The organism is Kitasatospora purpeofusca (assembly GCF_042691725.1).
GTDB classification, from domain to species: Bacteria; Actinomycetota; Actinomycetes; order Streptomycetales; family Streptomycetaceae; genus Kitasatospora; species Kitasatospora purpeofusca_B.
In genome coordinates, this window is record NZ_CP170483.1 from 1,585,912 (window position 1) to 1,607,588 (window position 21,677).

Genomic DNA, 21,677 nt, shown 5'->3' on the forward strand with positions numbered 1-21,677 from the left:
ATGACCGAAGCGCGCACCGGCACCGCAGCCGTCGAAGGCGGCGAGCTGGCCTACGAGGTCGCGGAGGGCGCCGGGCCCGCCGTCGTCCTGCTGCACGGCGGGCTGCTGGACCGGCACAGCTGGGACGAGCAGTTCACCCGGCTCGCCGCCGCGGGGCGCCACGTCGTCCGCTACGACGCCCGCGGGCACGGCCGCTCCTCCACCGTCGGCGGCGACTACGCCCACCCCGACGACCTGCGGGCCCTGCTCGCCCACCTGGACGTGCCGCGCGCCGTGCTGGTCGGGCTCTCGCTCGGCTCCCGGATCGCCCTGGACACCGCGCTCACCCACCCCGGGTGCGTGGCGGGCCTGGTGCTCACCGCGCCGGGCGTCAGCGGACGGCCGTTCACCGACCCCTTCGTGACCCACCACACGCAGCGGCAGATCGCCGCGCTGGGCGCCGGCGGCGAGGAGGGCGTGGGCCGGTTCGTGGAGCACTTCCTGCGGATGTGGGCGGACGGCCCGCACCGCTCCCCCGCCGAGGTGGACGGCGCGCTGCGGGAGCGGCTGCGCGCCTCGGTGACCGCCAACGTGCTGCGCCACGCCGCCGGCTTCGGCGCCGGGCGTCCGCGGGAGGCGGGCGCGGCCGACCGGCTCGGCGAGCTGGCGGTGCCGACCCTGGTCCTGACCGGGGAGCTGGACGGCGCCGACATCCTGGCCAACGCCCGGGCCGTCGCCGACACCGCCCCGCACGCCCGCGAGCTGGTGCTGCCCGGCGCCGCGCACATGGTCCCGCTGGAGCGCCCGGACCTCTTCGAGCCCGAGCTGGACGCCTTCCTCGCCGCCCTCTGACGCCCTCTGACGCCCTCTGACGCCCGCTGAGGCCCGCTGAGGCCCGTCGGCCGCGACCCTGTGCCGGAGCAACGGGCGGACGGTGATCGAGGCGCGTGGGCATCACGGTGCCCGACGGCGCCCGGCCCCGCGAGCGCTCCGGCCCGTTCAGCCCGCGAGGCCGTGCCCGACCAAACGGCCGCGCAGCCCCGCCAGTTCGCGCCGGACCAGGGGCGGCAGCCCGTCCTCGCCGTCGCCCGCCGCCAGCACCGACCGGAGCAGTTCGGCGGCGGCCCGCGGATCGTGGGCGAGCAGGTGGCAGTCGGCCACCCGGACGGTGAACAGCAGCCGGGCGGAGGGCAGTTGGTCGGGGGCGAGCAGGGCGAGCGCGGTCTCGGCGGCGTCCACGGCGCGCCGGGCGAGCCGGGGGTCGTCGACGGCGGCGGCCGCGTCGCGCAGCGCGGCGGCTGCGCCCGCCTCGACCCGCAGCCGCATCGAGGCGATGGAGAGCCAGGCGGCGTCGGACTCGTCGTGGACCCCGATGTGGTCGAGGTGGTGCCGGGCGCGGGCGATGTGGCGGACGGTGGCGTGGACGTCGCCGGTCATGGCGTGGGCGCGGGCCAGGCCGATCTGGCCCATCGCACCGGCCCAGTGCCGGGCGGGGGCGACCCGGACGATCTCGTGGGCGTAGCCGAGGGCGGCCGCGGGGTCGCCGTCGAGGCGGGCGAGGAAGCTCATGTCGCTGAGCGCGGCGACCTGGGTGGCGGCGTCCTCGGCGAGTTCGGCCCAGCCGAGGGCGCGGGAGAAGCAGGCCATCGCGGTGGCGTTGCGGCCGTCCTGCATCCGCAGCGCGCCGGCGGCGTGGGCGTACTCGCCGGCGAGCCGGGCGAGCGGGCGGCGGGCGGGGCCGGCCGGGTGGGCGGCCAGGCGGCGCAGTACGACGCGCAGGGTGTCCTCGACGGCGCCGGTCCCGGGGGCGCCGGGGCTGTCGCCGGCCCGCAGGTGGGCGGCGAGCAGGCCGGCGAGGGCGTGCACGGTGTCGGGGTCCAGGGGCGGGGCGGCGGCGGGGTCGGCGGCCCGGAAGGCGGCGTGCAGCACGGTGAGGTCGGCCGGCGGGGGGACGTCGCAGCCGGCGGCGTCGTGGAGCGGGCAGAGCAGCCCGTAGTCGGGGAGGCGGACCGGCAGTTGGGTGGCGAGGCCGGGCGGCAGGGCGGGGACGAGGGCCGCGACGGGCGGGCCGGGCAGCGGGGCGCGGGTCCAGTCGCCGGGTGCGGGCGCGACGGGGTCGGCGGCCGGGGGGCCGGCCGGGGCGGGCAGGACGCCCTCCTCGGCGAGGCGGCAGGCGGCCCGCAGGTCGCCGTCGGCGAGCAGCAGGTCGTCGAGGCGGTCGGCGATCCGGGGGCTGGTGCGGCGGGTGCCGTGTTCGAGTTTGCTGACGGCGGTGTGGTCGTAGCCGATCTCGGCGCCGAGCTGGGCCTGGGTCAGGCCGGCGCGGCGGCGCCACTGGCGCAGGCGCAGCCCGAAGGCACGCCAGGCCTCGTCCTCGGCGGGCTTGGTCGCCGCCCGGTTCCGGTGCACGGGGCTGCCCTCCCGAGTGCGTTCCGGGCCTTCCGGTAAGGAGGTCCGCTGAGGAGGACGGTACTGGACGAGGGCCTGCGGCGTACATGAGATGGTCTCAACCACTTTCCGTCACTGGTCTCTACCTCTCCCCTCTTTGGTCTCAACCTCTCCACCGGCCGCCCCGGCCTCCCCGACACCGGCCGCCCGGACCGGTTCGGCCGCCCCCACCTGCCCGGATGTCCCGCCAGGCGTCAACTCACCGCGCAGCGAGGCCTCCTGACGTGACTTGACGGAATTTGCCAACCGGCCGCCCGGCATGCCCGAACCGTTGACCGGGCCATGACGGCGTGTGAGGGTTCCGGCACCCGAGCGCGGACGCCCGCAACGGCCGTCCCCCAAACGGCCCCGCGGTGAGCGCCCTGACGGCACACCGTCCGCGGTCGAGCACCCCCACGTTCGAGGAGCCTCGGAATGAAACGCAGATTGCTGACGGCGGGAACCACCCTGACCGTCCTGGCCGGCATGCTGACCGCCACCGCGGTCGGCCAGGCCGCCGCCGATCCCGGCCCGGCCGCAGCGGCGCCCCCCAGCGCCCTGGCCGCCGCCGTCAACGCCGCCGACCAGGCGGCCGCGGCAGGCCTGGACGCCCTCGCCAAGGGGCCGAACGAGACCTATGAGCGCCAGTCCGTCACCCCCTGGGTCGGCGGCCTCTACTCGGTCGCCTACGAGCGCACCTACAAGGGGCTGCCGGTGGTCGGCGGCGACGCGGTCGTCCTCGCCGACGGCCAGGGCAAGGTGCGCGGTCTGCAGTCCGCCGCCTCCGGCCCGCTCGGCGTGCCCACCACCGCCCTGGTCAGCGCCGCCAACGCGGAGAAGACCGCCCGCGCCAAACTGGCCCAGGTGGACGGCGTGCAGTCCCGGCGCCTGGTCGTCCGGGTCCAGGACGGCGCCGGCCGGCTCGCCTGGGAGACCGTGCTCACCGGCCGCACCGCGACCGCCCCGAGCACCCTGCACGTCTTCGTCGACGCCCGCAGCGGCGAGGTCATCGACAGCTACGACGACGTCCGGGCGGGCACGCTCAACAGCAAGTGGAACGGCCCCTCGCCGACCATCAACACCACCGGCTCCGGCAGCTCCTACTCGCTGCGCGACCCGGGCCGCCCCGGCCTCAGCTGCGCCGACAACGCCACCGGCCAGGTCTTCACCAAGTCCTCCGACTCCTGGGGCAACGGCAGCCCCACCAGCAAGGAGACCGGCTGCGGCGACGCCATGTTCGCGGCCCAGAAGGAATGGGACATGCTCCGCGACTGGCTCGGTCGCAACGGCCACAACGGCAACGGCGGCAGCTGGCCCGTCAAGGTCGGCCTCAACGACGTCAACGCCTACTGGGACGGCTCCTCCATCTCCATCGGCCACAGCAACGCCAACGAGTGGATCTCCTCCATCGACGTCGTCGGCCACGAATTCGGCCACGGCATCGACCAGTTCACCCCCGGCGGCGCCAACAACGAGAACGGCCTGGGCGAGGGCACCGGCGACATCTTCGGCGCCCTCACCGAGGCCTACGCCAACCAGCCCGCGCCGTACGACAGCCCCGACTACCTCGTCGGCGAGATGATCAACCTCGTCGGCAGCGGCCCCATCCGCAACATGTACAATCCCTCACTCGTCAGCAACAACCCCAACTGCTACTCCGCCTCCATCCCGAGCACCGAGGTCCACGCGGCCGCCGGCCCCCTGAACCACTGGTTCTACCTCCTCGCCGAGGGCTCCAACCCCGGCGGCGGCAAGCCCACCAGCCCCACCTGCAACAGCTCCTCCGTCACCGGCGTCGGCATCAAGGACGCCGGCCGGATCTTCTACGGCGGCATGCTCCTCAAGACCAGCGGCATGACCTACAAGCGCTACCGCACCACCACCCTGACCGCCGCCAAGAACCTCGACGCCAGCTGCAACCTCTTCAACCGCACCAAGGCCGCCTGGGACGCGATCAGCGTCCCCGCCCAGAGCGGCGACCCGACCTGCACCGGCCAGGTCAACGAGTTCTCGCTCTCGCTCAACCCGGGCTCCGGCAGCGTCCAGCCCGGCTCCTCGGCCACCGCGACGGTCAACACCCAGGTGACCCAGGGCTCCGCCCAGAGCGTCAACCTGACCGCCTCCGGCGCCCCGAGCGGCGCGAGCGTCGGCTTCAGCCCGTCCTCGGTGCAGACCGGCGCCTCCGCCACGATGACCGTCTCCACCGGCGCGAGCACCGCGCCGGGCACGTACGTCATCACGGTCACCGCCACCGGCCAGGCCACCCACACCGCGCAGTACACGCTGACGGTCGGCGGCGGCAACCCCGGCGGCAGCGCGCCCGACATCAGCGTCGCCAACGTCCAGGCGCACCTGGCGCAGCTCAACACCATCGCCTCGCAGAACGGCGGCAACCGGCGCACCGGCACCTCCGGCTACAGCCAGTCGCTGGCCTACGTGAAGGCCAAGCTCGTGGCGGCCGGCTACCAGGTCAGCGAGCAGACCTGCGGCTCGTGCACCTACACCGCCAACAACCTGATCGCCGACTGGCCGGGCGGCCCGTCCGACCAGGTCACCATGTTCGGCGCGCACCTGGACGGCGTCAGCGCCGGCCCGGGCATCAACGACAACGGCTCCGGCTCGGCCGTCCTGCTGGAGAACGCGCTCGTCCTCGCGCAGCAGAACCCCAGCCTGACCCGGCACGTGCGGTTCGCCTGGTGGACGGGTGAGGAGCAGGGCCTCCAGGGCTCGCAGTACTACGTGAGCCAGCTCAGCTCCACCCAGCGCGGCGCCATCAAGGGCTACTACAACTTCGACATGGTCGGCTCGCCCAACGCCGGCTACTTCATCAACAACGTCAACTCCACCACCTCGGCGCCGATGAAGGCGTACTGGGACTCGCTGAACCTCCAGCCGGAGGAGAACGTCGAGGGCCAGGGCCGCTCGGACGACGCCTCGTTCCAGTCGGCCGGCATCCCGACCTCGGGCTACGCGGCGGGCGCCAGCGCCACCAAGACCTCGTCCCAGGCGGCGAAGTGGGGCGGCACGGCGGGCCGGGCGTACGACTCCTGCTACCACTCGTCGTGCGACACCACCAGCAACATCAACGCCACCGTGCTCGACCGCAGCGCCGACGGCGTCGCCTACACCCTGTGGAAGACCTCGGTGGGCAGCGGCCCGATCCCGACCAACGACTTCTCGGTCTCGGTCAACCCGGCCACCGGGAACGTCAAGCCGGGCGAGTCCACCACCGCCACGGTGAACACCCAGACCACCTCCGGCTCGGCCCAGACGGTGAACCTCGCCGTCTCCGGCGCGCCGGCCGGTGTGACCGCCTCGGTCAGCCCCTCCTCGGTCCAGTCCGGCGGCTCCGCGACGCTCAGCATCGCGGTCGGCTCGTCGGTCCCGAACGGGACGTACAACCTGACCGTGACCGGCACCGGTTCGGTCGGCCACACCAGCAGCTACTCGCTGGTGGTCACCTCCGACCCGGGCCCCGGTGGCGGCACCTGGACCCCGGGCACCACGTACCAGGCGGGTGACGTCGTCACCTGGAACGGAGTCAGCTACCGGTGCCTCCAGGGCCACACGGCCCAGGTGGGCTGGGAGCCCAACATCGTCCCGGCCCTCTGGCAGGCGATCTGAGCGGACCGGATCGTCTCCGGGACGGGATAAGGGCGGTGCCGCGGTTCGTCGAGGGGGACGGATCGCGGCACCGCCGCCGCATGTCCGGACAGCGTTGCGCCGCCCCGGCCCGGTGCCGGGGCGGCGCCGTTCCCGGGTCCCGCCCCCCGAATGGTCTGGACCGGACAAACGATCACGGCCCGCCACCTGGGCGTTCCCCTCAGTAAACGGGGGTCGTTCCGGCCGCCTAGTTTCCCTCCCGTAGGAGAACCACTGCGAGCGGGCGGGGGAACACCGCCGCGCGTGCGCGCCGGCGCGGAAGGAGGCGGACCGAGTGGCACACCAGCCACCCTCGGACTGGTACGGGGAAGCCCTCGACCGGGACACCGCGGCAGAGATCCCCGAGGAGGTCCACCAGTGGCTGCAGCACGACTTCCTCCCCTTCTGCACCACCGAGGCGTTCCGAATAGAGGGTGACCCGCGGGTCGACCCGCAGGCCGTCGCCACGGAGGGCGTCATCCGCGCCCTCTGCGACTGGGAGAACACCCGCAGCGCCCCGGAGACCGTCGTCTACGACACCGTCATGTCCTGGGCCGCCCAGTGCCGCCTCGCCGCGGCCGCCACCCGTGCGCCGCTCGCCCTCCAGCCGCTCTCCCGGCTGCTCCGCGGCCACCTCGACGAGGACGCCGACCGCCTCACGGCCGTCGACGGACTCCAGCCCCGCCGACGGGCCGTCTACCACTGCCAGATCGTCTTCCGGATGAGCCGGGCCGAGGCCGCCGAGGCCGCGGGCATGCTCAAGGCCACCGTCGGCACCACCCTGCACTACGCCCGGAAGGCGCTCAGGAAGCAGGAGCCCCATCTCGACCAACTCGAGGAACTGATCAAGGAAACCATGCTGGTCAACAGGAAGGACGACTGACACATGCTCACGCTCCAGACCACGAAGGAGACGCACGACAGCGAACCGCCCCCTGCCACCAGGCTGAAGACCACCGCACCGCGGACCTGCGCGGCGGTGTCGGACGAGGACTACCAGCGGCTGCGCGACGAGGTCGAACGCCGCCGCCGGCTGCGCCGCAACGGAGAGGAGAACGTCGTGCTGCTCAACCCCGGGGCGAGCACCAGGCCGAGCGCGCCCCGGACCCGCCGGGGAGCCATGGTCGTCAACATCACCTTCGAGAGCACCCGCGCCGACCTGGCCTGGCTCGTCATGGTCGTCCTGGCCGGCGTGCTGGCCGTGGTGATCGAGCCGACCAAGTGGACCGTCGGCCTCACCGCCGTCGCGGGCGGCGCCCAGCTCCACCGGATCGCCCATCTCAGCACCGGGTGGCGGCGGGGACCGTGACCTGAGCACCTTTCAGGAGCACCACAGGACAGCTGCCCGCCGACGCGGATTCCGGCCCTGGCCGGCGGACAGCCCCGACAAGCACTCATCAGGAGCACTCGACATGTTCAACAATGGCACACCGCACATTCGAGCGGGCAAACACCAGAAGAAGAGCGCGCCGATGCCCGAAACCGCGCCGTGCGAGCGGATCGACGCTACCCTTCCCGCCCTCGACCTGCGCCCGCCGGTCCGCACCGGCCCCGGCGGCCCCTGTGGCGGCACCGACGGCGGCCTCGACGGCGGCCCCGACGAGCGGGCGCACGACTGCCCGAACGGCTGCCCGAACGGCGCCCCGCGGTCCGCCGCCCGCGAGCGGCCCGGCCGCACGCGCCACCGCGTCATCACCGCCGTCCAGCTCGCCGCGTTCTCCGTCGGGAGCGCCCTCGGCCTGACCGGCGGCGCCGTCGCCCTGCGGCACGGCAACGGCCTCCAACTGTTCGCGGCCAGCGCCTTCCTGTTCGGCGCCGCCACCGTCCTGCAGTTCTTCCGGCCACCGTCCGCCCCTTGACGGAACGTCAGTACGGTGGCTCGGCCTCCCCGCTTCCCGGTGCCCGGCGGGGCGGCCGCTGACGTAGAGTCGGCGCGGGCCGACCGTCGCCGACCGAGGAGATCCCGTGACCACCAGCGCGAACCCCGGCTCCGTGCCCGTGCCCGTGCCCGTGCCCGAACTGCCGCCCGAGGCGGTCGAGGAGTGGCGTACCGAGGAGGCCGAGCTGGTCGAGCTGCTGGCCCGCACCCGGCAGCGGCTCGGCGGCGTCGCCGCGTTCCGGATCGGCCCTCGGCCCACCGTCCTGGTCACCGACCCCGAGGCCGTCCAGCACGTCCTCGGCCGCCACCCCGAGCGCTACGTCAAGCGCTCGCACCGCGCCCGGATGCTCGCCGGGGAGGGCGTCCTGTCCGCCACCGGCGACGCCTGGAGGCGCCAACGGCGCATGCTCCAGGCCCAGTTCACCGGCCCCGGGATGCGCCGCTACGAGCAGCGGATCGCCGACGCCGCGCGCCGCACCGCCGACCGCTGGGCCGGCCACGCGCGCACCGGCGCGCGCATCGACCTCGGCGAGGAGATGCGCCACTTCGCCCTCGACACCATCTGGCGCGCGCTCACCGGCCACCCGCTGGACGCGGCCACCGAACGCGAACTCGACCGCATCCCCGCCGTCGTCGCCGCCCTCCCCCAGCTGCCCGACGGCGACCAGGCCCGCGACGCCGTCGCCGGGGACCTCGCCCGGATCGACGCCGTCGCGCACGCCGCCATCGAAGCGGCCCGCCGCCACGAGGACGGCCCCGACGGCCCCGGGGTGCTGCGCGTCCTGCTCGACGCCGCCGAGGAGCACCCCGAGTACACCGACCGGCTGATCCGCGACGAGCTCGTCACCCTGCTCGTCGCCGGCCACGAGACCACCGCCACCACCCTCACCTGGCTGTACCTGCTCCTCGACGCCAACCCCGGCGCCCGCGACCGCGCCCTCGCGGCCGGCCCCGAGGGCTCGCCCGAACGGCGCGAGGCGGTGCAGGCGCTGGTGAGCGAGACGCTGCGGCTCTACCCCTCGGCGTGGATCCTCCCCCGCCACGCGCTCACCGACGACACGCTCGCCGGCCACCGCGTCGAGGCCGGCACCGACCTGCTGGTCTGCCCCTACCTCACCCACCGCGACCCGGCCCTGTGGCCCGACCCGGAGCGCTTCGACCCCACCCGGTTCGCCCCCGGCGGCAGCCGCCCCGCCCACCTCGGCGCCTACTTCCCCTTCGGCCTGGGCGCCCGCGCCTGCCTGGGCACCCAGTTCGCCCTCCGCGAGTCCACCGCACTGCTCGAACTCCTGCTCCCCGCACACACGGTGGAATTCCTGAGCACCCCGTCGGGCTCCGTCTACAGCATCACCGTCCGCCCGAACGGCCCGACACCCGCCGTCCTGACGCCGACCCCCACCGGCTGACCGCCGGGCGCACGGCGCACCGGGCCCGCTGAGTACCAGCCGCCCCCGGTTCCGTCCGAATCGCGGTACCCCCTTTCCCCCGCCCCGGAAGACTCCCTCACCGGACCGAATCCCCCCGATCGCCCCCGATCGGTTCACGCCCGCGCGCCGCGGCGCCTCCTCCCTGTGAAAGGCCCGCACCGGCGGGCCGTCGGGAAGGAGGAGCGGATGGATCCGCTCGGCGCTTCGGCGGTGATCACGGCGTCCGCGGTGGCCGCCCGAGTCACCACCGTGGTCTGCCAGTACCTGCGCCTGCGGTGGCGGGTACACCAGGAACACGCCCACCGAAGGACGTTGGAGGCACTGGCCCGCACCCTGCCCAGGGGCAGCCGCCTCCACGAGGTACACAGCGACGGCAGCACGTGGACGCTGACCGTCGCCCGAAGTGCACGGGAGCCGCAGGAGTGAACGTCGACGACGCGGCTCGGCTGGTCGTTCTCCCGGCATCCGAACACCGGGCCGACCAGGAGGAGTTCGACGAGTTCTACCTTCGCTTCACCCCCAGACTGGTCGGCTTCCTGATGTGGCAGGGCGCGCCGGCGAGGCTGGCCGCAGACCTCGCCCAAGAGGCGATGATCAAGGCGTACCAGCGCTGGTCGCAGATCCGCTCGCCCGAGGCCTGGCTGCGACGGGTCGCCTCCCGGGACCTGGTCCGGTACGTCAGCCGGGTGCCCGAGGACCCGATGGACGAACTCCCGGAGTCCCCGGGACCGTTGATCCGATCCACCGACGAACTCGCCGAAATGGAGAGCAGACAGGAGCTGCTGGACCTCCTCGGCAGCCTGCCGCCACGGCAACGCCAGGTACTGGCCTGGAGCGTGGACGGCTACAGCCCGACGGAGATCGCCGAGGAGCTGGGCATCAACCCGGCGACGATCCGCGCGAATCTGATGAAGGCCCGCCGCGCGGTCGCCGGTCGGCTCAGGAACCGGGAGGACTCATGACCACGCCCGGCACCGACGCGACGTCCCTTTGGCTCACCGCTCAACGGGACCGCCTCGTCGAGGACCTGGCCATCACCCTGGATCTCGACATCGGCCTGCGGGACGTGAGGATCCACACGCACCATGACTCCCTGGTCCAGGATCTCGCGCGTTCACTGGACCTCGTCGCCGGCCTGGCGGCGATCCACCAACCGACCGCGCACGCGCCGGATCCCGTGGTCGAGGAGCCGGCGACGACGGAGGAGGACCATAGTCTGCCCTTCGAACAGCTCAGCCACAGGGATCAGCTAACTCTGCGTCGGCACCCGGTGATCCTCGAAGGCGTTGCGGAAGTCGCACTCCTGGAGGGCATCGGGCTCGCCACCGAGATCGCCATCCTCGTCGCCGACCGCGCAGCAATCGGGATCATCTGGCGACGCAGCACCGCGATCCACCGTCTCCTGACGCGGATCAAGCACCGAGGCCTCGCCAACCGGGCCGTTCGGCTCCAGGCCCGGAGCTTGGCGCACCACGTCAGCGCACTCGACGACGGCGCCGGTCACCCGACGGAGCCGCGAGAGCACGACCAGACCGACAAACCGGTTCGACTGCTCCTCTTCCAGTCCACCATGCGCATCGCGGCCTACCTTGCCCACGATCTGAAAGGCCACGAGTTCAGATCCCACCGCCAACTGTCGCGGTTCCGAAGGCCCCTGATGGTGATCGCACACCAGACCGACGACTTCGCCGATATCGGGGCCGCCCGCGACCATCTCGTCCGCCTCAACAGAATTGCCTCCCGGCTCGCCACAACCCTCACGGCCAAGCTGGAAGCCGACGCGGGCGTCCTTCTTGTCCGGGGGCCCGTACCGGGACTCTGCACGGCCTTCCTGACCGGTGCGCTGGACGACTTCACCGCGGCAAACCTCCAGGACGTCGACCTGGCGGGCGTCGATCTCGCGGGCGTCCGTTGGTCGTTGCGGGGCACCCGGTGGCCGCCGACGGTGGATGTCGAGCGGCTCATGGCCGACTCCGAGGAGACCCCGGCCGGCTCCGGCATCTACGTGGTCCGGCCCGGGACGGCGACGGCTGAGATGTCCTGGGCCTGATCCGGGTGAAGTCCCCGTCGACCCACCGCCGCCGCGCCGTGGCCGACCGGGTCAGTGGTGGCCGGCGCGGCGGAATTCCGAGGGTGGGCAGCCGTAGTGGGCGTGGAAGCGGCGGGTGAGGTGGGCGTGGTCGGTGAAGCCGGCGGTGGCGGCGATGTCGGCGAGGGGCAGGGCCGTGCGGGCGGTGAGGTGGCCGGCCACGGAGAGGCGGACGGCGAGCAGTTGCGCCTGGAAGGAGGTGCCGGCGGCGGCGAGGCCGCGCTGGAGGGTGCGCGGTGCCAGGTCGAGCAGCGCGGCGGTCGTGGGCAGGCGCCAGGGCCGGGCCGGGTCCCGGGCGAAGTGCGCGCGGACGGCGTCCAGCGGGTGCGGGTCGGGGGCGGCCGGGCCGTCGGACCAGCGCAGCCGCCAGCCGGCGACCCTGGACGCGCCCGAGCGCAGCACCTCCTCGGGACGGCCCGCCGCGCCGTCGGCCGACACCGCGACCCGGGCGGTGCGGCCGGTGACGGCCGCCGTGCCGACCACGTCCAGGGCGCACACGAGCAGGGATTCGGACGGGCCCGGCGCTCTCCCCAGGGAGGGGAGGTGGCGCACCGTCAGGGTGCTGTCGTCCCTCAGCTCCCGGCGGGTCCGGTGTCCGGCGTGGAACCAGGGCTCCACCAGGCCGACGCGGGCCAGGAGTTGCGGCAGGTCGCCGCACCGGGCCAGGTCGGCGAGGAGCGGGTCGGCCGCGAGCAGCCGGTCGGCGGCGGTGCGCAGCGCGGGCCAGCCGCGTGCCGCGAGGGCCGCCACCAGCCGTGCGTGCAGCCGTTCCGGCACCGGCAGCCCGTCACCGAGCAGGCGTTCGGCGCGCCGCCCCGGGTCGCCGGCATGGTGCGGGCCGAGCGTGTGCAGCACCGCGCGGGTCATCATCGGGCGGACCGAGCGCGCTGTGTCGGCTCCGGTGACTCCGCTTCGGGGCATGGCGCGATCGTACAAGCGGACCGGGCGGCGCCGCTCCACGATGGCGGGCGTGAACCTCAGCTCGAAGCGCGTCCTCGTCACCGGCGGCACCGGCGGTGTCGGCCTGGCCCTCGCCGAAGCCCTGACCGCCCTCGGCGCCAGCGTCGTCACCTGCGGCCGCACCGCCTCCGGCGGGCACGCCGTCCGCGCCGACCTGGCGGTGCCCGGGGAGGCGGCGCGGGTCGTCGCCGAGGCCGTCGAACGCCTCGGCGGCCTGGACGTCGTGGTCGCCAACGCCGCTGTCCAGTACCGCACTCCGCTCACCCTGGGCCCCGATCCGGAGCTCCTCGCCCTGGCCCGGCAGGAGATCGAGGTCAATCTCGCCTCGGTGGTCGAACTCGCCGCCGCCGCTTGGCCGCACCTCGCCGCCGCGGCGCCCGCGGGCCCGCCGGGCGCCGCGTTCGTCGCCGTCACGTCCGGTCTCGCGTACGCGCCCAAGCAGAGCGCGCCGGTCTACTGCGCCACCAAGGCGGCCGTGCACATCCTGCTAGAGTCGCTGCGCCACCAGGCGCGGACGACCAGCCCGGGCGTGCGGGTCCAGGAGGTCGTGCTGCCGCTCGTCGACACGGCGATGACCGCCGGCCGCGAGGGCCCGGCCCGCAAGCTCGCCCCGGCCCGGGCGGCGGACGCCGTCGTGCGGGGCATCGTGCGCGGACGGCCCGTCGTCGCCGTCGGCGCCACCCGCGCGCTGCTGGCCCTGCTGCGGCTGGCCCCGCCCGTCGGCCGCCGCGTCCTGCGCGACGGCTGACGGGCGGGGCCGGCGACGGGCGGGGCCGGGCTGGGCGGGCGGGCGCTGGCTATGCTGCGGCGCATGGACATCGTGATCCCGCTCTTCGAGGGGTTCGAACCGCTCGACGCGATCGGACCCTACGAGATTCTCGCGCTCGTGCCCGGCGCCACCGTTCGCTTCGTCACCGCCGAACCCGGCCTGGTGCGGGACACGTTCGGCGCACTGCCGGTCCACGTCCCGACCGCGTACTCCGAGGTGGAGCGCTGCGACGTGCTGCTGGTCCCGGGCGGGGGCGGCATCCGGCCCATGCTCGCGGATCCCGGCTTCGTCGACTGGGTGCGCCGGATCCACGCCGGCACCCGGTTCACCACCTCGGTCTGCACCGGTTCCGTGGTGCTCGGCGCGGCCGGCCTGCTGAAGGGCCTGACCGCGACCACGCACTGGGCGGCGACCGCCGAACTGGAGTCCCACGGCGCCGTCTACACCGCCGACCGGGTGGTCCGGCACGACCGGCTGATCACCGCGGCCGGGGTCTCCTCCGGCATCGACATGGCCGTCCGGTTGGCCGCGCTGCTGACGGACGAGGTCACCGCCCAGGCGATCCAGCTCTGCACCGAGTACGACCCGCAACCCCCCTTCGACACCGGCTCGGTGGCCAAGGCCCCGGCCGAGGTGCTCGCCCGCGCCCACCAGCTCGGCTAGCGGCCCGTGATCCGCTCGCCGCGCGCTTCGTTGCTGTGCCACGACGGCGACGGCCCACTCCTCGGGGTGCTGCCGTGCGGCCCCCTGTACTCCGCCGAGCGGATCGTCGAGGTCCGCGAGCATCGGATGAGCGCCTGGGACGCCGAGGGCCCGGATCAACAGGATCCGCCGTGGTGGGGCGCGCACCGGGTCCCGTTCGCCGGCGGCCAGGGGGGCGACGGCTTCGTCGACCGGCCGGTGCTCCGCCGGGTCGGAACGCTGGACCGGTAGCCGGCGCTCGGCCGGGTGGCACGGCACCTCGAGGACACGACCTTCGACGAGCGCTTCGGGTTCGGCCTCGACCAACTGCGGCACTCCCTCGGCGCGCGGCCACCGTGCGCGCCGGGGGCGCACGCCGACACGCCGACCGCCGGGGAGGGATAACGCGGGAGCCGGGTAGGACAGTTGGAGACCGGGAGCGGCGCCGCACCACGGACGCCGCTCCCCCCACCGCTGCCCCCGTCCCACCGTTCGCACAAGGACGTGCACATGAGCGACGACCCCGCCCACCTCGCCGTCACCGACCAGATCAGGGCCGCCGGCGACCACGCCGAGCGCCTGCTGATCGCGTCCGGCCGCCCGGCCCCGGTACGGACCACCCCGGAACAGGCCCCGCCGTGGTTCCGGGAGACCCGGGCGGTGATGCTCCGCGCCGAGGAGGACGGCAGCCTGCGGTACTGCGGCCACCTGGCCGCCCCGCAGCCGACCGTGGTCCTGGCCGAGGAGGCGGACCGCCTGGTCTGCTGGGACTGCTACACCGAGGCGCAGGCGCTGCGCAGTTGCCACCTCTGCGGCGGGCCGGCGGGGACGCGGTCCCTGTACGGGGGCGTCGAGGCGGTGATCCGCGGCCCGGCGGCCGTCTACTCCCGCGTCCTCTGCCAGGCCTGCGCCGAACCCGCCGGCCCCCGGGGCACCTTCGGCAACGGCCGCTGACCGGCGGGGTGCCGGGAAGCTGCCGGTCCTTCTGCCGCCGCCCGCCGTACCGGCGGCCATAGCCTGGGCGCCCGGCGCGCAGGGTCAGCTGACGCGCCGCCAGTACGGCGGCCCCACCCGGTCGCCGCCCCCGCCCGGAAGGATCCCCAACCCCGCCATGACCACGCTCCGCACCCGGGCCGCCGCCCTGGCGGCCGTCGCCGCCGTCGGGTTCGCCACCCTCACCGCCGGGACCGCCCACGCCACCGCGGCGGCGCCCGCCCCTTCGACCGCCGGGGCGCCGCCCGCCGCGGCTGCCGCGACCGCGGCGCTGTCGACGCCCACCCGCATCCCCGGCAACACCTCGATAGGCCGCAACCAGGCCTGGTACTCGCCGGACGGCCGGGTGGTGCTCGCCATGCAGGGCGACGGCAACGTCGTGCTCTACCGCGACAACAAGCCGCTCTGGGTGGCCCCCGGCGCCATGCCGGACGGCAATGCGCTGGTCATGCAGGGCGACGGCAACCTCGTCGTGTACTCCGCCGCCGGCACGCCGCTGTGGAACAGCCGGACGGGCGGCCGCTGGGGCGCCGAACTGGACATCTACAACGAGGGCCTGATCGCGGTCGCGCTGGACGGCAAGGCCCTGTGGACCTCCCTCCCGCCCGGCCAGGCGCCCCTCCCGCCGTGCCCGCCGTGGGGCCCGCCGGTCCCCGGCCAGATCGTCTGGCCCTGGTGCCCGACCTGGCCCTTCCCCGCGTAACGGTCCCGCGCGGTCCGCTTCGGCGCACCCGGTACGGCGAGGCGGCGCCCCCTCCGCGGTGAGGGGGCGCCGCCGTCTCCCAGGGTTCTGGGATGGGCAGGACCCGGGGCGGGTCAGCAGAATTGGCGTAGACCACTGGACCCCCCACCGCCGGGACCGTCCACGACGGCGCCCGGCCGACCGGAGGTACGCATGAGACGCCGACTCACCTGGATCCTCGCCCTCCCGGCCCTCGTCCTCACCCTGCTGACGGGTGTGGCGGTGACCCCGGCGAACGCCGCCTACGAGCACGAGTTCCTGCAGGGCTGGGGCCAACTGGTCCCGCTGCCCGCCCCCGTGACCCCGTCCCAGAACTGCACCAGCCGCCAGCTGCACCTGAACCCCGGCACCTATGCCTGGAGCTTCAGCACTCCGGGCGGCTACGCCCCCAGCCAGGACATCCAGGTGCAGGACGGCGACTACACCTGGACCCTCTGCGTGTTCCCGCGCGCCACCGTGTGGGGCGCGTCCACCACGATCAGCAAGGTGGGCGGCGGGGCGTACTACCAGCGGGAGACCTCGTTCGACATCACCTTCACCTACACCTACACCTGGGAATCCATGCTCTACAACTGGGGGCCGCTCCAGTGAAGCCGCGCGCACTCACCCGGATCCTCGCCCTGCCGGCCCTCGCCCTGGCCCTGGTGACCGGCCCGGCCGTCACCCCGGCCTCCGCCGTCACCGAGCACGAGTTCCTCGACGACTACGGGCAGGTGGCCCCGCTGCCCGCCCCCGTGACCCCGCCCGAGAAGTGCGTCTACAGACAGCTGCACCTGGACGCCGGCACCTACGCCTGGACCCTCAACAGCCCGGGCGGCAGCGCACCCGGCGAGGACATCCGCGTCCAGGACGGCACCTACACCTGGTCGCTCTGCCTGTACCCGCTCTCGCTCGTCTACACGCTCGAAACCAAGATCCGACCCGTCGGCTCGAACAACGGCTTCAGCAAGGCGGTCACCTTCTCCACCACCTTCCCGCACAGCGCCACCTGGGGCTCCGCGCTCTACCGCTGGGGTCCGCTCTAGGCTTCCCCGCCAGGCCGAACGCCCTCCGACCCGGGCCGGGTCGGAGGGCGTTCGGTCGGAGGGCGTTCGGGCCGAGGGCGTTCAGGCCGAGGGCGTTCAGGCCGAGGGCCGGACGGACGTCAGCGCCGCCCGCCGGGCGGGGTGGCGGAACCCGCGGACGAGCCGCCGGACGGCGCGCCCGAGCCGCTGCCGGTGGCGCCCGGGTCGGTCCTGGGCGCCGGGTCGGGGATGTCCGCCATCGGCAGGGACTGCTTGGGCGTACCCCGCAGTGCCTGGTTCATGGCGTCCCGCCAGATCGGGCCGGGGCCGTCGGCGCCGAACACCTCGGGGCGGTACTTCCCGTTGATGGTGATGTTGCGCATCTCCACGCCCCCGGCGGGGCCGCCGAGCCAGACCGAGGTGGCGAGCTGCGGGGTGTAACCGCTGAACCAGGCGGCCTTCTTGTGGTCCGAGGTGCCGGTCTTGCCCGCGATCTGCCGGTCGCCCTCCAGGCTGAGCGCCGAACCGGTGCCGCCGCTCTCGGTCACCCCGTTCAGGATGGTGTTCAGCACCCGGGCGGTGTTCTCGGAGAACGCCGTCTCGCAGCGGGCGGGCGGGACGGGGACGTCCTTGCCCTCGACGGTGGTGATCTTGCTGATGGCGACCGGGGCGCAGTACGTGCCGCCGGCGGCGAAGGCCGCGTAGACGCCGGCCATGGTCAGCGGGCTCACCTCCTCGACGCCCAGGGCCATCGCGGGGACCTCGTCCAGCGGCTTGCCACTGGCCCGGGAGGTGATGCCGAGCTTGTTGGCCATCTGCTTGACCGCGCAGAGGCCGATCTCCTGCTCCATCTGAACGAAGTAGGTGTTGACCGACAGGGCCATCGCCTGCTTCAGCTGGTACGGCCCCTTCTCGCTCGCGGACTCGTTGGGCACCGTCGTCTTGGGCCTGTCGGTGTTCTTCCAGGTGCCGTCGCAGGTCTTCATCGTCGGGTACTCGATCCGGTTCGGGGACGTGTACTCCTGGGTCGGCGGCAGCCCCGCCTCCATCGCCGCGGCCGCGACGACCGGCTTGAAGGTGGAGCCGGGCTGGAAGCCGTTGCCGCCGCCCATCGCCGCGTCCACGTTGAGGTTGACGACGGTCTGGTTCTTGGCCGGCTCGATCCCGTACGGGCGGGTCTGGGCCATCGCCAGGATCTTGCCGGTCCCCGGCTCGACCATGCTGGCGGCGGCCGAGACGCTGTCGGTGACCCGCACGTTGGAGCTCACCGCGTTCTGGGCGGCGGCCTGCTTCTCCGGGTCGAGGGTGGTGTAGATGTTCAGACCGCCCTGGTCCCAGAACTTCTTGCGCTCGGCGGCGGTGCCCCCGAAGACCGGGTCCCGCTTGACCACCTGCCGGACGTAGTCGCAGAAGAAGCCCATGCCCGCCTGGGCGGTGATGCAACCCCGCTGCGGGTCCTTGTACTTCAGGCCCAGCGGCGCGGCCTTGGCCTCCTTGGCCTGCTCCTCCGTGATGTGCTTGTTCTCCAGCATCTTGTCGATCACGGTGTTGCGGCGGTTCTGCGCGGCCTGCGGGTGCGCCTTCGGGTCGTACTGCGAAGGGTTCTGGACCAGGCCGGCCAGGGTGGCGGCCTCGGCGACGGTGAGGTCCTTGTTGGACTTGCTGAAGTAGCGCTGGGAGGCGGCCTCCACACCGTAGGCGCCGTTCCCGTAGTACGTGATGTTGAGGTAGTTGGTGAGGATCTGCTCCTTCGGCAGGTCCTCCTCCAGCTTGATCGCGACCTTCAGCTCCTGGATCTTGCGGCCCAGGGTCTTGCGCATGGCGGCCAGGACGGCCTCCTGGTCCTCGCCGGCCTTCTCGATGTTGACGTTCTTCACGTACTGCTGGGTCAGTGTCGAGGCGCCCTCGGAGGCGGTGCCGCTCTCCGCGTTCTTGCTGATCGCGCGCAGCACGCCCTTGAGGTCGACGGCGCCGTGCTCGTAGAAGCGGGCGTCCTCGATGTCGACCTGGGCCTGCCGCATGTACGGCGACATCTGCTCGGCGGCGAGGACGGTGCGGTCGCGCTCGTAGACCTTGGCGATCAGCCCGCCCTTGGCGTCGAAGACCTGGGTGGCCTGGGTGAGCGGCGGGGTCTTGAAGTCGTCCGGGATGTCGTCGAAGCCCTCCGCCGTGTTCTTGGCGGTCAACCCGAGTGCGCCCGCGGCGGGCAGGGCGAGGCCGGCGAGCAGCGCACCGGACACCACGCTCACCCCCAGGAAGGTCACGCCGTAGCGGGCGAACCGCAGCGCTGAATTCCTGGAAGGTGCGGGAGGCTCGTCCTCGGGTGCACTCCATATCGGGGGGAGATTCGATGCCATGCCGGAATGCTAGCCCTCGATCCTTGTGGATCGAACAGTTTTTCCCACCGGACTGTCACAGCTCTGCAACAGGCCCGGAGGGCGACCGGAACCCGACAAATAGTGCACGAACTTCACTGTCGCGAAAGGATATTGAGGACGGTGCGCCGACATCACTGTGACGCGGTGGGCGCGGCGGAAGGTTGCACACTCCCGGGTACGATCCGCGCCGCCGGTTCGGGCCGGAACGGCCCGAAAGGGCAGGCGGTCTGCCCCGCGATCCCCGCCACCCCGCGGTCCGCGCCGTCGGCCCGATCCTGTTTGCTGGTTCCGTTCCGCCCCGTCCCGCCCACCCGACGCCCTCACCCTCGCCCTCGCCCTCACCCGGAGCCACCCGCCATGACCGCACCCTCGCCCGACGCCGCCGGCCAACTGTTCGCCGCCGTCGACATCGGCGGAACCAAGATCGCCGGGGCGCTCGTCGACTCCGCCGGGACGCTCGCCCACCGCGTCCAGCTGCCCACCCCGGCGCGGGCGGCGGGGGCCGAGGTGCTGGCCGTCGTGCACCGGGTGCTGGACCACCTCGCCGCGGCGCCGCGGTGGGGCGAGGTCACCGCCGTCGGGATCGGCAGCGCCGGCCCGGTGGACCTCGCCCGGGGCACCGTCAGCCCGGTCAACATCCCCGGCTGGCGGGAGTTCCCGCTCACCGCCGAGGTCGCCGCCCACCCCGCCGTGGGCGCCCGCCGGGTGGCGCTGGCCGGGGACGGCGTGGCGATGGCCGCCGCCGAGCACTGGCGCGGCGCGGCCCGCGGCGCCGACAACGCGCTCTGCCTGGTGGTCTCCACCGGGGTCGGCGCCGGCCTGGTGCTGGACGGGGCCGTGCGCCCCGGCCCCAGCGGCAACGCCGGGCACCTCGGCCACATCACCGTCGACCTCGACGGCGAGCCGTGCCCGTGCGGCTCGCGCGGCTGCCTGGAGGGCATCGCCAGCGGCACCGCGATCGCCCGCCGGGCCCTCGCCGGGGGCTGGCGGCCCGCCGCGGACGACCGCTCGGCGCGCGCGGTGGCCGAGGACGCGCTGACCGGGCATCCGGTGGCACTGGCCGCCTTCGACCGGGCCGCCCAGGCACTGGCCGCCGGGATCGCCGCCACCGCCGCACTGGTCGACCTGCGGCGGGTGGTGATCGGCGGCGGGGTGGCGACGGCCGGCCCGGTCCTGTTCGAGCCGCTCGCCCGCCATCTGGACCGCTACGCCGCCCTGTCCTACGTCCGCGGGCTGGACGTGCGGCGCGCCGAACTCGGCACCGACGCCGGGCTGATCGGCGCGGCCGCGCTCTGCCGCTGACCGGCCCGGGCAGCACCGAGCGGCCGGCCGATGGCCGGCGGCACCTGGTCCACATCCGAATTCCCCACCACCGCCGCGGAGTTCGTCCTCCAGCGGCGCCACCCCGGTCCCGCCCCCGGTTCCGCCCCCCGGTTCCGGCCCGGCCACACCCCCGGCCGCCATCCCATCCCCTGCCCGCACAACCAAGCAGGATCCTGCCCCAGCAGGATCCTGCCGCTCATCGATCGGGGTCGCGGCGGAGGTCAGCGGGCGCGACGCCCGTCCGGGACCACCGAAACGCCCCTGGTGAGGGCAGAGGGGTTCGGCAGGCACCGCCGGGACTGGTGGTGCCCGGAGGACGCCGTGGCCAGCAACCCGCGCGGCGAGGCGATCGCCACCCGGGGCGGCACCACGGGAGCCGCTTCGTCGGCGAGGAACCCGGAGAGGAACCGTCGCTCCGACGGGCTGAGCGTGCGGGACCGGCCGGAGACCGCGTCCCTGGCGACCACGACCGTCCGGGCCCGCATGAACGTGTGCGTGTCACGGCACACCTTGACCACGACGTGCGCGGAACTGCGCCCCAGTCGTTCGACCGTGAGCCGCACCAGCAACGGTTCCGGCCGGTGGTGCAGCTGCTCCAGATAATCGATCTCGTGCCGGGCGATCAGGAATCCCGACGGGAATAGCGATTCCCGGACGGCGACCGCGTGGTGGCAGAACAGGTCGTAAATTCCCTCCTGCACGTACGAGACCAGCCGGGCGTTGTTGATGTGCCCGTTCTCGTCGACGTCGGCCCACCGGGTGGGACAGACCACCACGTGGGCGTTGACGTCCACCGCGTGGGTGGCTGCCGCGCTCACCGCTGCTCTGCCGTGGAACCGGTGAGCAGCAGCGCCCGGCGCAACCGCGCGTAGTAGACGGCGTGTTCGGACGCCATCCGGGCCGCGGTCCAGCCCTCCTCGGCGGCCTCGGCGGCGGCCTCGACGACCAGACTGTCGAGCACGCCGTCGACCGCCCGGCACAGATCCGCCACCGACGCCAGGCGGTCGGCGACCTCCGTCCCGCGGAACGCGGCGCGGGCCGGGAAGGCCGCCAGTGATTCCACTGCGAGCCGCAGCTCGTCCACGCTCTCGGACCGCGATTCCGAAACGAAATTTCGCACAGTTCTCTCCCTGAATGGGTAGGGATGGGTAGGGCATTTCTGGTTGGTGCGAACCCGCCGAGCGGGCCCGGATCCCCCCGGCGCCATGGACGCTATCCCAGCCCGGGGCGCTACCGGGAGGTATACGGAACCGGAGCGGAAACTGACCACTATTGGAGTAGTTTGGCGTTGCATAAAATCAGCCGCATCCACCGAATGCCAGCCCGGTCCGGCCCGTCCCCCGCCCCTCCCCCCGGCCGTTCCCCAGGTCCTTGCCCCCGTCCT

23 protein-coding genes are annotated in these 21,677 nt (G+C 73.8%); 18 read left to right on the forward strand and 5 right to left on the reverse strand.

Features of this window, described 5'->3' with window-relative positions; all coding sequences use genetic code 11:
* Entirely contained in the window at window positions 1–831 is an 831-nt protein-coding gene (locus ACFCLZ_RS06270) for an alpha/beta fold hydrolase (RefSeq protein ID WP_380283714.1), read from the forward strand.
* Window positions 832–978: 147 nt separating this feature from the next.
* Here the strand turns inward: ACFCLZ_RS06270 and ACFCLZ_RS06275 are convergent, their stop codons facing one another.
* On the reverse strand, window positions 979–2,388 hold the full coding sequence (locus ACFCLZ_RS06275; protein WP_380283715.1) for a helix-turn-helix domain-containing protein: 1,410 nt from the start codon (window positions 2,386–2,388) through the stop codon (window positions 979–981).
* Between the two features lie 453 nt (window positions 2,389–2,841).
* On the opposite strand from ACFCLZ_RS06275, the gene ACFCLZ_RS06280 reads away from it, so the two are divergent.
* The 8 genes from ACFCLZ_RS06280 (at window position 2,842) to ACFCLZ_RS06315 (ending at window position 11,404) form a co-directional block, all read left to right on the forward strand.
* Entirely contained in the window at window positions 2,842–6,030 is a 3,189-nt protein-coding gene (locus ACFCLZ_RS06280; RefSeq protein WP_380283717.1) for a M28 family peptidase, read from the forward strand.
* Between the two features lie 313 nt (window positions 6,031–6,343).
* Window positions 6,344–6,931, forward strand: a complete 588-nt coding sequence (locus ACFCLZ_RS06285; RefSeq protein WP_380283719.1) for a hypothetical protein — start codon at window positions 6,344–6,346, stop codon at window positions 6,929–6,931.
* 3 nt (window positions 6,932–6,934) lie between these two features.
* Window positions 6,935–7,357, forward strand: coding sequence for a hypothetical protein (locus ACFCLZ_RS06290; protein ID WP_380283720.1), 423 nt, complete (start codon window positions 6,935–6,937; stop codon window positions 7,355–7,357).
* 163 nt (window positions 7,358–7,520) lie between these two features.
* On the forward strand, window positions 7,521–7,907 hold the full coding sequence (locus tag ACFCLZ_RS06295; protein ID WP_380283721.1) for a hypothetical protein: 387 nt from the start codon (window positions 7,521–7,523) through the stop codon (window positions 7,905–7,907).
* 106 nt (window positions 7,908–8,013) lie between these two features.
* Window positions 8,014–9,333, forward strand: a complete 1,320-nt coding sequence (locus ACFCLZ_RS06300; RefSeq protein WP_380283722.1) for a cytochrome P450 — start codon at window positions 8,014–8,016, stop codon at window positions 9,331–9,333.
* Between the two features lie 207 nt (window positions 9,334–9,540).
* A complete protein-coding gene (locus tag ACFCLZ_RS06305) occupies window positions 9,541–9,780 on the forward strand; it encodes a hypothetical protein (protein WP_380283723.1) in 240 nt (79 codons plus the stop codon).
* Window positions 9,777–10,316, forward strand: a complete 540-nt coding sequence (locus tag ACFCLZ_RS06310; protein WP_380283724.1) for an RNA polymerase sigma factor — start codon at window positions 9,777–9,779, stop codon at window positions 10,314–10,316. The genes ACFCLZ_RS06305 and ACFCLZ_RS06310 overlap by 4 nt, the downstream gene beginning before the upstream one ends.
* Window positions 10,313–11,404 (forward strand): hypothetical protein, encoded by a 1,092-nt coding sequence (locus ACFCLZ_RS06315; protein WP_380283725.1) that lies wholly within the window; start codon window positions 10,313–10,315, stop codon window positions 11,402–11,404. Before ACFCLZ_RS06310 ends, ACFCLZ_RS06315 begins: the two co-directional genes overlap by 4 nt.
* A 51-nt stretch (window positions 11,405–11,455) precedes the next feature.
* Here ACFCLZ_RS06315 and ACFCLZ_RS06320 read toward each other — a convergent pair whose 3' ends face one another.
* Window positions 11,456–12,364, reverse strand: coding sequence for a helix-turn-helix transcriptional regulator (locus tag ACFCLZ_RS06320; RefSeq protein ID WP_380283726.1), 909 nt, complete (start codon window positions 12,362–12,364; stop codon window positions 11,456–11,458).
* 49 nt (window positions 12,365–12,413) lie between these two features.
* Here ACFCLZ_RS06320 and ACFCLZ_RS06325 point away from each other — a divergent pair, with 49 nt between their 5' ends.
* The 8 genes from ACFCLZ_RS06325 (at window position 12,414) to ACFCLZ_RS06360 (ending at window position 16,613) form a co-directional block, all read left to right on the forward strand.
* Window positions 12,414–13,151, forward strand: coding sequence for an SDR family NAD(P)-dependent oxidoreductase (locus ACFCLZ_RS06325; RefSeq protein ID WP_380283727.1), 738 nt, complete (start codon window positions 12,414–12,416; stop codon window positions 13,149–13,151).
* Window positions 13,152–13,214: 63 nt separating this feature from the next.
* Window positions 13,215–13,835: a DJ-1/PfpI family protein gene (locus ACFCLZ_RS06330; RefSeq protein WP_380283728.1), complete on the forward strand. Its 621-nt coding sequence runs from the start codon at window positions 13,215–13,217 to the stop codon at window positions 13,833–13,835.
* Between the two features lie 6 nt (window positions 13,836–13,841).
* On the forward strand, window positions 13,842–14,105 hold the full coding sequence (locus tag ACFCLZ_RS06335; protein ID WP_380283729.1) for a hypothetical protein: 264 nt from the start codon (window positions 13,842–13,844) through the stop codon (window positions 14,103–14,105).
* 15 nt (window positions 14,106–14,120) lie between these two features.
* Window positions 14,121–14,258 (forward strand): hypothetical protein, encoded by a 138-nt coding sequence (locus ACFCLZ_RS06340; RefSeq protein WP_380283730.1) that lies wholly within the window; start codon window positions 14,121–14,123, stop codon window positions 14,256–14,258.
* A gap of 105 nt (window positions 14,259–14,363) precedes the next feature.
* Entirely contained in the window at window positions 14,364–14,807 is a 444-nt protein-coding gene (locus ACFCLZ_RS06345; protein WP_380283732.1) for a hypothetical protein, read from the forward strand.
* Between the two features lie 157 nt (window positions 14,808–14,964).
* Entirely contained in the window at window positions 14,965–15,549 is a 585-nt protein-coding gene (locus tag ACFCLZ_RS06350) for a hypothetical protein (protein WP_380283733.1), read from the forward strand.
* A 192-nt stretch (window positions 15,550–15,741) separates the two neighbouring features.
* Entirely contained in the window at window positions 15,742–16,179 is a 438-nt protein-coding gene (locus ACFCLZ_RS06355) for a hypothetical protein (RefSeq protein WP_380283734.1), read from the forward strand.
* A complete protein-coding gene (locus ACFCLZ_RS06360) occupies window positions 16,176–16,613 on the forward strand; it encodes a hypothetical protein (RefSeq protein WP_380283735.1) in 438 nt (145 codons plus the stop codon). Before ACFCLZ_RS06355 ends, ACFCLZ_RS06360 begins: the two co-directional genes overlap by 4 nt.
* 119 nt (window positions 16,614–16,732) lie before the next feature.
* On the opposite strand, the gene ACFCLZ_RS06365 is transcribed toward ACFCLZ_RS06360, so the two are convergent.
* Window positions 16,733–18,949 carry a transglycosylase domain-containing protein gene (locus ACFCLZ_RS06365; RefSeq protein WP_380283736.1) on the reverse strand — a complete coding sequence of 739 codons (2,217 nt, stop codon included), beginning with the start codon at window positions 18,947–18,949 and terminating at the stop codon, window positions 16,733–16,735.
* A 378-nt stretch (window positions 18,950–19,327) separates the two neighbouring features.
* On the opposite strand from ACFCLZ_RS06365, the gene ACFCLZ_RS06370 reads away from it, so the two are divergent.
* Window positions 19,328–20,272 carry an ROK family protein gene (locus ACFCLZ_RS06370; protein WP_380283737.1) on the forward strand — a complete coding sequence of 315 codons (945 nt, stop codon included), beginning with the start codon at window positions 19,328–19,330 and terminating at the stop codon, window positions 20,270–20,272.
* Between the two features lie 242 nt (window positions 20,273–20,514).
* Here ACFCLZ_RS06370 and ACFCLZ_RS06375 read toward each other — a convergent pair whose 3' ends face one another.
* Both ACFCLZ_RS06375 and ACFCLZ_RS06380 read right to left on the reverse strand, forming a co-directional pair.
* Window positions 20,515–21,111 (reverse strand): acyl-CoA thioesterase, encoded by a 597-nt coding sequence (locus ACFCLZ_RS06375; RefSeq protein WP_380283738.1) that lies wholly within the window; start codon window positions 21,109–21,111, stop codon window positions 20,515–20,517.
* On the reverse strand, window positions 21,108–21,413 hold the full coding sequence (locus tag ACFCLZ_RS06380; RefSeq protein WP_380283739.1) for a hypothetical protein: 306 nt from the start codon (window positions 21,411–21,413) through the stop codon (window positions 21,108–21,110). The genes ACFCLZ_RS06375 and ACFCLZ_RS06380 overlap by 4 nt, the downstream gene beginning before the upstream one ends.
* Between the last annotated feature and the right edge of the window lie 264 nt (window positions 21,414–21,677).